Below are 11,623 nucleotides of genomic sequence, written 5' to 3' on the forward strand. Positions count from 1 at the left end.
CATGAGCCCGACCCAACAGCGACTCGCCGACCTGTTCGCAATCCACCAATACGCACCCACCCGCTGACCAACAGCGCCCAACACCGCGAGTTGGGTAATACACCAGCCCTGCCCAAAAACACAACCCCACCAGGGCAAATCAGGCCGTCGATCAACGAAGGCCGGAAACTCCCGCTAGTACGCAGCAAGTGCGGTGTCGATGATGGCGCCGGTTTGCGTCATTCCGAGATTCGGTTTCGGTGATCGCAGGTAACATGGTGGCGGGCCACGACAGCCGTACCGCGCCGCAATGGCAATGCCATAACGCCCGACGCTGCGAAAGCTGTTCTGACCAGCAAGCGACACAACGGGTGCAGCCAATTGCCAGGCTCTTCAGCGAGACTCGCGTCACATCCAGTGGCCAAGCCCGCGGGCGTGGTGCGTTCGCTCGATCGCGTGACTCGGTACGGAATCTGTCGACCTGTGTGAAGAAACGTGTTGGGCCGCTAGAAGACCACGCCGATGTCGAGCGGTTACTTCGCACCCTCACCAGCGAACTCGACGTGCGGCCCATCCAACATCGGCTGGGCCGGCTCGGTCCGGGGCCCACATGTTCTTGCCGATGCTGTCCTACTACATCAGCTCGCACATGAAACAGGTCTAGCGCCAATCCTATTCCAGGACAACGACAAACGCGCCATCACGGCCAAACGGGACACCCCGGTAGCCGGCGCCCAACGCTGACACCAAGCACTCAAAAAGCCGCGGGTAATCGAAAGGACTGGAAAGTGCTTGTGCGACAAAGAACTTGGTTTCCGGACCCGTCCTCCTCATACCCCGACCACGCCAGCGTCCACAACATCGGGCGCGTTGGTGATAATACAAACCCGCAGATTGTCAACGCCGAAGGATATGGGGTCCCTTGGCAACGGCCGAAAGCCGATCCTTCCCCATCTATGGGGTCTGGTAGCCGCGGGCCACCGCCTCGGGGAGCCGATTGGTCTGCTTCGAAGGTATTAGGACCGACCGTTGTGCGACTCCTCGGTACGGCGCATCGGCTCGAGGCTGCCAAACACCGCTGTGACCCGGGCCCGCCGCACATGGTTTACTGAGTTGTCTTACAAAGCCGCCTCCGGCGGCCAAAGTTTCGGGGAGGCGTGGTGGCCAGCAATGTTTCCTTGCCGCCCGTGAGCAAAACCAACCCTATCGCGACTGCCGGCAGCGGCATCGTCCGTTCCCCGAAGACAGCCGAGCTACTGGCCCTAAGCCTGCGCCGGATGGTGATCGACGGCGATCTCAAAGATGGCGATTATCTGCCCAATGAGGCGGAACTGATGACCCATTTCGGCGTGAGCCGTCCCACGCTGCGTGAAGCTGTGCGGCTGCTCGAGTCCGAGCGCTTGGTTGAAGTCCGTCGCGGCTCGCGGACCGGCGCCCGGGTGCGTATGCCCGGGCCGGAAATTGTGGCTCGTCCGGTAGGACTGTTGCTCGAGGTGGCAGGCGCCACCATGGGCGACGTGATGGTGGCCCGCTCGGGCATTGAACCGCTGGCCGCGCGGTTGCTGGCCGAACAACAAACGCCGTCAGCGATTGACGAGCTGGAATCAATTCTCACCGAGGAAGTTCCAAGCGCTTGGCGCTCCGGACGGCTGGCGGAAGTCACAGCAAAATTTCACCTCAGACTTGTCGAGCTCTCGGGTAACGCCACGCTCAGCGTTATCGCCGGCATGTTGCACGAGATATCCGAGCGGCATACCGAAGCGACCCTGCGAGAGAGACGAACCGTTCCGCGGGCGCACTACGACAAACTGGTGAAATCGTACGGTCGTTTGATTGAGCTGCTGCGGGCTGGGAAAGGCGCCGAGGCAGAGGCACACTGGCGCCGTCACATGGACAACTCGCGAAAGTTGATGCTGCGCGGACAAGACGCGGTGAAGGTCCGCGATATGCTGGCATGACGAACCACCCGGCCATGCCCCCGCAAACGGTCCGGTTAAGTCTCATCGGTGTGCTCGAGGTGGCAGGATACTGCCGGCGGCACCGGGACCGCTGTGTCAGTCGACGCGGGGTCAGGTAGGTCTCGCCGTTCAGCGACGATGCTGCCGTGCCCAAGCGCACGGGTGGATGTCAGGCCTCTTCCACGATGGTCACCACACCCGTTGCGCCGTTTACCTCCACGAGTTGCCCGTTTGTGAGCAGCTGTGATCCGTTCTTGGTGCCGACTACTGCCGGGATCCCAAATTCTCTTGCCACAATCGACGCGTGCGACATCGATCCGCCGATATCGGTGACAACAGCGGCGGCGGCGGCGAAGAACGGCGTCCATCCCGTGTCGGTGACTCGAGTAACCAGCACTTCGCCCGGCTCGAGTTCGTCGTCGGGACTTCGCAATACCCGTACCCTACCGACCGCGATACCGGCAACAGCCGGCATCCCGCTGATCACCCGATCGGATTGGGCTACCCCGGAGCATTCAGTGAGGTCCATTGGTTGGATGAACCGCAGTGGCAGTTCGACCTTCGCCAGCCGATCGCGCTCTGCACGCCGCCGGGCAACCGTGGCCATCAGATCGGGGCTTGATGAGAACAACTCGCGATAGGTGAGATAGAAGACGTCATCGCTTGCCGCCAGCCAGCCTCGGGCTGCCCGGCGAGAACCCAACTCCCGCAGGGCAATTCGCAGCTGATGCGTCAGACGCATGACAGCGTCACGGCAGCGTTCACGCTGGGCAATCATCGACCAGCTCGTTCTGGTCAACAGCCCGCCGAGTAGATCCCGCGGTTGCCCATAGGCAGTGTGTAGCGGTACGACGTTGCTTACCCCGGCGACTGCTCGCAAAAGAAGCCAGGGAACGTCGGCGTACACCGAATTGGCCAGCTCGGTCTCGCCGGGTCCGCGATGACCTGCCGCGTCCAGCAGGGCACTCACCTGTCGCGCGTATTCCGGGTCTGCCTGTTGCAGTGCTATCCAGCTGTGGTCGTCGATACCCGAGTCAAGGATTGCCTTGGCCTCGGGTCTGCGCTGAGCCAGCACCGACAGTTCCTTGACACCCCGGAGCAGGCGGGAGCTAACCAAGTCGGCATCCTTGCCGTGTGCATGTGTCACCGCGGCGGGGCCGTAACGGCGTTCGAGGACCGCTGTCGGAGCACTCACCAGGAAAGTGCACAGCAGACCGACTTTCCAACCGTCGATGCATTCGCCCCACAGCAATTCGATTCGCGCACGCAGTTGCTCATCGGAAAGTGCAGCGGCTGCATTTGATTCGATGGTCAGTTCGTTGGCGCAACGCTCAACTTCGCTTACCGCCTCGCCCAAACCGGCGAGACGCGGTCCAGCTGTCACTACGAATTTGACATAGCCAGCGATGTCGCGGGCACCAACCCGGGGGCGCACATAGTCGTCGGGGAACGGCTGGCCGTTGATCTGATGGTCGAAGTCCTCCGGTGTGTATCCCGGGACCGCGGAAGCCATCTCGCGCAAGACGCTTACGTTCTGGTATAGCCGATGTCCGAACACGCCCAACTGGCGCCGGATGTTGTCGCGAACCTTCTCCGGGAGCGGGAGAATACGCGCGACCTGGTCGGCGCCGCTGAACAACGCCGCTTGAGTCAGCTCCAACGACAGTGGGGTCATCGGACCTGGGAACGCTTCTTCCAGGTTGGCACACGTCCATTCCGGATAGTTCGGATCCGCCCGCGGTGTGTCGAATTCGCCGCGGGCCTCACCCGAGACGACGTCGATGGACCGGCCTGCCTCATCCGCCTGCGCCGGTTGACACGGATGTGTCCTGTCCAGTTTGGTCGGGCGGCGAATCTCCTTCATTCCCAGTACGAAGTGGCTTGTGGAGTGGCGGCCTTGGTCGGCGATTGCCTCAGCCGATGAATAGCCCAGCAGAAAGCCGAAGTCTTCCTTCAGCCGCCTCGTGTCGGCGAGCGGCCAGTGGAGAAACATGTCGAACAGTTCCGGGGCCGAGCGGGCAACCGGAGCGACCCTGCTCACCGCCCGCACCGCGGGCACGAAAAGGCCCGGTGGCGTCGGGGCGGCTGGACGGCGGGCCAGGTGCGCGACTTCGGTCCAGGTGAGCACATCGTCCGCGGTGAGGTTCACCGGGCCGACAGCGGTCGAGTCGCACGCGTGCGCGAAGAACCGTCCGGCGTCGTCCTGATGGACCATCTGGAACTTCGTTGTGCCGCCAAGGCTTGGAATGGCGAGCTGCCGGTAGACATTCGCCGGAGCATTATGCGCGTCACGTCCGACGACGGCCGTCGGCTGGACCCGAACCGCCTCCACTCCCGACTCGACGATCATCGACTCGGCTTGCGCTTTGTGCCATTCATAGACCAAGCCGTAGGCAGGGTCGAGCTTCTCATGCTCGCACCACAGCTGGGGATGGTCAGCATGCGCACCATAGGCGGTCACGGAAGAGGCGAACACCATTCGCTGACAACCGCTTTCAGCCATGGCGCGCAATACGTTGCGAGTGCCGCCGATATTGATGGGCTCGGCCTCCGCATGGGTTATCGACCCTCTGACTGCCCACGCGAGATGGACCACCGTGTTGCAGCCGTCCATTCCGCTCCGAACCGACTCGGCATCACTGATGTCACCCTTAACGAACCGCGCGCCCTTGGGTAGGGCGGGCGGTTCATGGCGGGCGAAAACCACGACCTCATGGCCGGCGCGGGTGAGCCACTTGGTTGTGGCGGCACCCAGGGCGCCGGTTCCACCGGTGACCAGGACGCGGCCAGGGGAGCTCACTCGCTCTCCCCCGCCGGCACGGGAGCCGGTGGCGCCTTGCGCTGCGCGCCACTTGTCATCAGCCCGCGGCCTCGTCGAATGACGGAATCTTGCTCTCGCGGATTCGGTCGCCGAATGTTTCCAGCCAGCTGAAGCCGAGCCGGACCTCCCGGTCATCGCCTACTCGACGGGTGTGGCCGGCTTGTGCTCGGTAGCCGCCCCACCGGGCCGCGGAGAATTCCGAGAGCTTGCCGCCGTGCTCGAGTTCAAAGGTCCACTCTTCGCCGGTGGAGGCCTTCCAACGGGCGCGCTGTGCCCAGTCGTCATCGCCGAGGTCGATGCCGCCGGTGACGCCACTGTCCATCACGACCGCGCCTTGTTGATCACCAATGGCGGTGAAGTTGAAGCCTTGCCGGCCCAGGCAAAGGTGGCCCCACTCGATGGTGCCGTCGTCGTATTCGTTGGCGAAGGCTTCCCAGCCGAGCTGCAGGTCCTTGAAGACCCGGAACTCTTTCCAGTCATACCCCGACGGCCAGTAGGCGTGGTCCCAGAACACAAAGCCCTCGACCTCGTCGCCCAGCACTGTCCTGCCAACCTTGTACAGCTCGCTGATGTAGAGAATCGGCTCGGTCTGATCGGGCGCATAGATCTGCACCCCGGGTCCGACCAGTGAGCCGTCGAGCGAGAGCAGGCCGCCTTCTCGCCACTCGAACTTGCCGGGCGCTGCCTCGAAACGGAACTCTCCGCCGGACCCGCCGACCTTTTCCATCATCGCTCCATGCAGCAAGACCCGGTCGTCGGCGTACTGCCGCTTGACCTCTCCCCGAACGGTTTTCGCAGAATCTGGCTCGATCGTCACTGATCCGCCGCGGGCGTTCATCAGCCAGAGTCCGGCCGTCATGGGGCCGATGAACTTGCGCTCGAAGACATGCAGCGTGCCATCGGCTTCGCGCCATCCGCCGTAAAAATAGACCACCTGCTCAGAGAGCCCAAAGGGCGTGTTGAACGGGTGGTGCACCCTCACGTCCGGCGTATAAGGCGCCGTCAGCGCACGGTGCTGAAACGATCCGATGTCTGATGCCATTGCTGCTGCTCTCTCCTGTTTTGAAGTCCGCCTGATCGCTATCAGGGCCGGACACCGCGATGGCGGCCAGCCGGTGTTGCGCCCGGACCGCACCCGTTGTCCACGACTGAGTTGGGGTGACTGCAATCACTACGGAACCCGCGGTGACGTAGACAACGACACCTTATTACCGACACAATATGTTGGCAATAGCGTGCGGATAGCATTTTCCCCCGATGTTGCCTGTTCGCGACGGTTCTGCGAAGGGATGGCCTGCTCTTGACGGGACTCGGACGTAAGCAACCGCGGAACCACAACGCGGGCAACGACTCCTCGCCCGCAGCGCCGACCCGTCGCCGTCGGCCCGGCGCCGGGCGGCGGCGTGATCCCGATATCGACACGCGGGTCCTGCGCGCCGCCCGGCAGGCGTACGCCGAATTCGGCTGGGCAGGCTTCCATTTCGACCGCGTCGCCAAATCCGCTCAAGTCAGCAGAGATGTCCTGTACCGACGCTATGCCGACAAAGAAAGCTTGTTGCTCGACGCACTGGCTGATGCGGTCCTGCCCACTGTGAGCGGCCAGGGGCCCATTGACGATCAGCTCATGACCTACGCACGCGACATCTACGCCTATTTCACCTCGGCCGACGGCATCGCCAGTCTGAGGATCCACCTCGAGGCGGCGCAGTTTCCCGATCTCTACCGCGCCTACCGAAGCCGGGTGGTCGACCCCAACTTCGAGCTCAACATCGCGGCCCTCGACCAAGCCGCACGTAATGGGCTGCTCCGGAACACCGCCAATAGCGTGGCCGTCCTGGAAGCCATCGGCGGTGGCGTGTTGATCCATGCGTTGTTCAGCCAGCATGCGGGCGCCACGCGGGAAGCGGCGCCGCTCAGCCGCGACCGGCTTGAGGCCGCCTTGACGAGCTTCGTCGCGCTCGCCCTCGATGACCCAGGCCAGTCCTGATTCAGTCGAGCCAGCGCAGCGCACGCAGGCCGCTCGCAAATCAACAGCGTATGAACATCATTTCGGCATCTGCCAGCGCAGGACCTACCGTGGGGCTACTGAGTTGTACGGCACAGTTGATCAACATCATTTAGACTCTTTCGCGTGAAGCTGCGGCTGACTGCTGAGGGTTTGCGCGCGCTCGCTGGCCGGTGCGAAGCCCTGGTCGGCAAAAGGGAGAACATCAGATTGTCTTGCTACCCCGCTACTTCGACTCGATACCCCGACTCGGCCTGCCGCCAGGCAGGTACCGAAAGACGGGTCGGGCGCATCGCGCCGGCCGGCGCGTTGTACTGGTGAAATCGCCATGATTGTACGACGCTTCGTTGCCGCCGTCGTCGTCGCGGTGTTGGCCGCGAGCTGCGGATCGGCGCGGGCGGCCGGCCCGCACACCATCACGTTGACGCTGGTGCGGCACGCCCAGTCGGCGGGCAACGCGTCGGGCCTGATCGACACCTCGACCCCCGGCCCGGAGCTCACCGCGGAGGGATGGTGTCAGGCGACGCTCGCGGCCGGGCAGTTGAGCCCTAACCACTACGACGGCATCTACGCCTCAAGCATGATCCGCACCCAGGAAACGGCCACGCCGACGGCGCAGGCGCTGGGCGAACCCGTCATCGTGCTGCCGTGGCTGCGGGAGATTGAGGCCGGCCAGTACGAAGGCCAACCCGAGTCCAACGCGAAGGCCTACTTGACCGTCCCGCTGCGGTGGTTGCAGGGTGACCGCGGCGCGCGGATCCCGGGCTCGGTGGACGGGAACGAATTCGACGCGCGGTTCGACGATGCCGTCCAACACATTTACGACAGCGGCGAACTAAACCCGGTCGCGTTCTCGCATGGCGGGGCGATCATGCTCTGGGTGCTGATGAACGTGCATAATCCCGACCGGTCGTTGCTGACCGGGAAGCCGCTGCCGAACATGGGCCGCGTGGTGGTGACCGGAAATCCTTCCGACGGCTGGACATTGACCGAATGGGATGCCGATCCCCCGCCCTGCTGACCGTGCGGTGGAAGGGTGAGCGCCGATCGCCTCCCCCGCCGACATCGATACCCATTCGACGACGCGTTCGCCCTGGTGTACTTGTTCGCCAGCGCGACGCGTAGCTGGTCGGCATCGCGTCGACCGCGGGAAATGTCCCGGTACAACAGGTTTGCGCCAAAAATTGGGTCTGCTCCAGCTGTGCCGGATGGACGGGTACCGGTGTTCAGGAGTCGCCGACCAGCCGCTGACCGAGCCGCTGCGCAGCAGTGAATGCACCCGCGGCCCCAGGGGCTCGGCTCTGCCCAGTGAGTCCGAAGATCAGGCGCGGCTACCCGGCAGGTGGTTGGTAGTGCGCCGCTGAGTTCCGCAGCTGTCGGCGACGCATGAAAACTAACCCCGTGTCGATAAGGGGTCAATTTTCAGCCGCCGTTGATGGGTCTGACCCGGGATTGCGCCAACCAACTGCTGCAAGACACTGATGTTCTGATAAAGGCGGTGACCGAGCACACCAACCAGCTTCGACCGGACACTGACCGCCAGTGCGCCGCTGACCCCCCACCAGGTCAACAACCCGATCGGCGCTGCTGGCCAAAGACTCACGGGCAAGGTGCAGCGACAGCGGAGTCATCGGGCCGGGGAACGCCTCGGCGAGATTGGCACACGTCCATTCGCGGTAGGCGAGGTCGGCTGTCTGCATGTCGAACTCACCGGCTAAGGCCGATGGTGACGTCGACACATCGCCCGTTGTCGTCCGTGCCTCTAGATATGGGCGAGCAGTACCCACACGGCCTGCGAGCCAGCCACGGTAAGTCGACACGACGATCCCGTCCTCAAGCAAACTCGAAGTGGACGCGAGCGCGCCGCTCAGGCTACAGTCTGAACTTGGAGAGACTATCTGTCTAGTCACTAGACTACAAGTCTTGTATGAAATCGACTTCGGTGACATATGGAGGCAACTGTGCGAAACCGCCGCGCGGGGGATTTCAGTGGGCACGTGTCGTAGGTCCCTACGACTTCCACATCGCCGATTTCGACCAGGACCGACAGATCTATGGCATGGGCCAGCGAGTCATCTGGCCTTACGGCGGGCTACGCGACGCGGCGGGGAACCTTTATGTCCTCGAGCGCAAGTTCGTCCACCAGATGACCGGTGGACTATGGATCATGCACAACCGTGACGGCGCGCTGAAGCTAGTACCCGCGGCGGTGTTCAGCGCGCGTGGAGAAGTTCGACGTGAGCTATGCCCGGAACGCCACATCTACCGCGATCACCTGATGGCCAAGCTGGGGGCGATGAGTCCAGCCGAAGAGCAGCCGTTCTACTTCGAAGTCAGCGATGACGACCTGTGCTGGCAGGAAGGTGAGTTGTGCGACCTGCGCGGACACAGTCTCGGCCCCGGCCTGCAGGCGTTCTTCCTCGGTGACGAGTTTCCGTGGCTCTATTTCAGCCGTGCGTTCTGGGTGACCGGGACGATCCTGGGCGAACCAGTGTCTGGAATTGCAGGCTACGAACACTCCTACTGGCGCGAGCGGGCGGAATGGAAGGAGTTGCCGTACTACGCGCGGCAGCAACTGGCCTGGAGCCTGTTCTGCAATCAGTACGAGGACGGCTCGATCGAGTGGGGACACATCATCTGCAACAGAGGTGGCGTCGGTGCGTTGATGGTCGCCAACGAGAAGCAGGCACTGCTCACCACTGGCGAATTCGACAGCTCCTTCAGACTCGATAACAAGGATTACGTCGGCTCGGCGACGTATCAAGCCGACGGAGATGGGTGGCAGTTCACCGCTGACAGCGGCGGCCACATGACCCAATTCAACACCGCACGGTGGGGTGGCTACCTCGCGCAGTCAGGCGTCATTCGCAGGATCGGCGACACCCGCACACCCACCTACAGCTTTACCTGGCTGGAAGCCTTTGCCGACCGAATCGCCGACGAGGGCCTGTCGGAGGGGTGAGCTACCCACCCGATGCCCGGTCGAGCTCCGCCAGTTCCCGCAAACGGGGGATGTAGTACCCCTCCCAGGCGCGGACAGTCTCATCGACAACCTCCGATTCCCGCATCTTCCAGCCCGAGATGAACCAGGCGTAGCACAGGCGATCGAGCTGGAGAACCATCATCGCGGCAATGAGGTCGGCTCGCGCTGCAAGGACGCGGTTCGACCATGCAGTATGCCCGGCAACCGCAGATACGACGGAGGACTCGGCCGCATCGATCATCGAGTCGACTCCCACATCGACCGAGACCGCCTCGTGCCAAAGCCTAAAGCCGTCGACCTCTGCCCGGTAGAACCGGATCCAGCTACGGATCAGCGCGACGAGCTCATCGTGGGACACCGACGCGCCCTCCTCATGCGCCAGCTTCGGACGCGAGCGTTGCCGAAGGTCGTCGATCACGGCGCGCGCAAGAGCGGCCTTGCTCTTGAAGTGCAAGTAGAACGTTGCTCTCGCCACGCCGGCCACCTCGGCGATCTGCTCCACCGTCGCAGAGGCGTAGCCCCCCTCACGTACACATTGCTTAGCCGCAGCCATGATTAGCTCGCGCGTCGACAGACGCTGCCGTTCCCGAAGCTTAGATCGATTCTCGGTGGTCGACACCCCGACACAATATGTCGACCCACCCTCTCCAACCAGTACCAGCAGGGAATGCCTGGCCCCGGTAGGGCTCGTCAAAACGGCTCGGCTCAAATGGTTCAAGTATGAACACCGAGCTGACCTGCCCCGCTACCACTTCCGCGACGGCAGACTCGCTCGACGGAGCGGCCTGGTGCGCCGCCGGCAGGATGCTGTCCATCCTCGTCGTCGCCCATCAGACCACCGCGCCACTCATCCGAAAGCTGTTCCACGTCGCCGGGCTGCACTTTCTGTTCACCACTCTGGCCACCGGTGGCACGTATGTGGTCGACGGACCCGGCGATGCGGCGCGCTTCTGGGACATGATTCGGGCGTGATCAGTCACGGTTGCGACGCTATTTCCCAATCCGTTCGACATCGTCGAACACCCTGATGCAGGTCGGTCTCTGGACACCATTCGGCTGGCCTTCTCCCAACAAACCAGTGAGGCACCGGTGCAATCGTTTCCTGGTGTCACATGCGCGACGCCTTACGGTGCGACCGAGCTAGGCGGCACGGCGCTCGTCGCCTTCGGTGACGATTGCGTTCGACCGGGGGCCGTCCTTGGACGACCGTTGCTTGGCATGGTCGCCGCGGTGCTGGACGACAACGACGAGCCGGTTCCGCACGGCCAGGTCGGTGAGTTGTGCTTCCGGGGGGCGGCGACGACGCCTGGATTGGAACCTGCCGGATGCATCTGCCGAGGTGTTGCGCAACGGCTGGCTGCACACCGGCGACCTCGGTCGAGAAGATCGCGACGGGCTAATCTTCTTCGTCGATCGACAGAAGGACATGGTTAAGCCTGGGGGTGAGAACGTTTATTCAATCGAGGTCGAAGCTGTGTTGACGTCTCATCCCGCGGTTGTGGAATGCGCGGTGATAGGAGTTCCAGACGATCGCTGGGGTGAAGCCGTCAAGGCTGTGGTCGTCGCGCGGGGGGACGTGACCGCTGAAGAGCTCGACCGCTGGTGCCTCGACCGCCTGGCGGCATTCAAGCGCCCGCGTTGGTACGACTTCGTTGCCGGACTACCTCGCAACGCGACCGTGAAGGTCGTGAAACCCGACCTCCGCGCGGCGCACGATCCCGCGACGTCGACCCGTCTGCCCGAACGAACCTGGTTTGCGTCTGACTTCGCGATAGAGATCGGCGTGTCGATCAGACGGCATCCGACGGGTTCTCCCAGCTTTTACGGAGGATCTGATCATGTCCGAAGCAAACTCTGGTGGCGGCCGGTCTGCCCGC

Annotated in this window: 9 protein-coding genes and 2 pseudogenes; 8 read left to right on the forward strand and 3 right to left on the reverse strand. The window is 63.2% G+C overall.

What is annotated here, in order from left to right:
- Window positions 1–488: 488 nt before the first annotated feature.
- Window positions 489–720, forward strand: a pseudogene (locus tag EET03_RS28990) (IS1634 family transposase); the annotation flags it as partial.
- 419 nt (window positions 721–1,139) lie between these two features.
- Window positions 1,140–1,937, forward strand: a complete 798-nt coding sequence (locus EET03_RS28995) for a FadR/GntR family transcriptional regulator (RefSeq protein ID WP_075541495.1) — start codon at window positions 1,140–1,142, stop codon at window positions 1,935–1,937.
- Window positions 1,938–2,106: 169 nt separating this feature from the next.
- Here the strand turns inward: EET03_RS28995 and EET03_RS29000 are convergent, their stop codons facing one another.
- Both EET03_RS29000 and EET03_RS29005 read right to left on the reverse strand, forming a co-directional pair.
- Entirely contained in the window at window positions 2,107–4,737 is a 2,631-nt protein-coding gene (locus EET03_RS29000) for an NAD-dependent epimerase/dehydratase family protein (RefSeq protein ID WP_075541488.1), read from the reverse strand.
- 58 nt (window positions 4,738–4,795) lie between these two features.
- The gene (locus EET03_RS29005; protein WP_075541489.1) at window positions 4,796–5,800 is read right to left on the reverse strand and encodes a hypothetical protein; all 1,005 of its coding nucleotides are present in this window, start codon (window positions 5,798–5,800) and stop codon (window positions 4,796–4,798) included.
- Window positions 5,801–6,058: 258 nt separating this feature from the next.
- Here EET03_RS29005 and EET03_RS29010 point away from each other — a divergent pair, with 258 nt between their 5' ends.
- The 3 genes from EET03_RS29010 to EET03_RS29020 all read left to right on the forward strand — a co-directional run bounded on the left by EET03_RS29010 (window position 6,059) and on the right by EET03_RS29020 (window position 9,725).
- Window positions 6,059–6,745, forward strand: coding sequence for a TetR/AcrR family transcriptional regulator (locus EET03_RS29010; RefSeq protein WP_075541490.1), 687 nt, complete (start codon window positions 6,059–6,061; stop codon window positions 6,743–6,745).
- Window positions 6,746–7,091: 346 nt separating this feature from the next.
- The gene (locus tag EET03_RS29015; RefSeq protein ID WP_075541491.1) at window positions 7,092–7,784 is read left to right on the forward strand and encodes a histidine phosphatase family protein; all 693 of its coding nucleotides are present in this window, start codon (window positions 7,092–7,094) and stop codon (window positions 7,782–7,784) included.
- A 906-nt stretch (window positions 7,785–8,690) separates the two neighbouring features.
- Window positions 8,691–9,725: a hypothetical protein gene (locus EET03_RS29020; protein WP_136625782.1), complete on the forward strand. Its 1,035-nt coding sequence runs from the start codon at window positions 8,691–8,693 to the stop codon at window positions 9,723–9,725.
- A gap of 1 nt (window position 9,726) precedes the next feature.
- Here EET03_RS29020 and EET03_RS29025 read toward each other — a convergent pair whose 3' ends face one another.
- Window positions 9,727–10,365, reverse strand: a complete 639-nt coding sequence (locus EET03_RS29025) for a TetR/AcrR family transcriptional regulator (RefSeq protein ID WP_099194501.1) — start codon at window positions 10,363–10,365, stop codon at window positions 9,727–9,729.
- A gap of 101 nt (window positions 10,366–10,466) precedes the next feature.
- Between EET03_RS29025 and EET03_RS29030 the strand changes: the two genes are divergently transcribed.
- The 3 genes and pseudogenes from EET03_RS29030 to EET03_RS29040 all read left to right on the forward strand — a co-directional run.
- Window positions 10,467–10,718 (forward strand): hypothetical protein, encoded by a 252-nt coding sequence (locus tag EET03_RS29030; RefSeq protein ID WP_075541494.1) that lies wholly within the window; start codon window positions 10,467–10,469, stop codon window positions 10,716–10,718.
- Window positions 10,719–10,835: 117 nt separating this feature from the next.
- Window positions 10,836–10,997: pseudogene (locus EET03_RS33225) on the forward strand (hypothetical protein); the annotation flags it as partial.
- 22 nt (window positions 10,998–11,019) lie between these two features.
- A partial coding sequence (locus EET03_RS29040; RefSeq protein WP_279637775.1) for a class I adenylate-forming enzyme family protein occupies window positions 11,020–11,623 on the forward strand: 604 nt, incomplete at its 3' end.

The sequence above is a fragment of the Mycobacterium innocens genome (genome assembly GCF_900566055.1).
GTDB classification, from domain to species: Bacteria; Actinomycetota; Actinomycetes; order Mycobacteriales; family Mycobacteriaceae; genus Mycobacterium; species Mycobacterium innocens.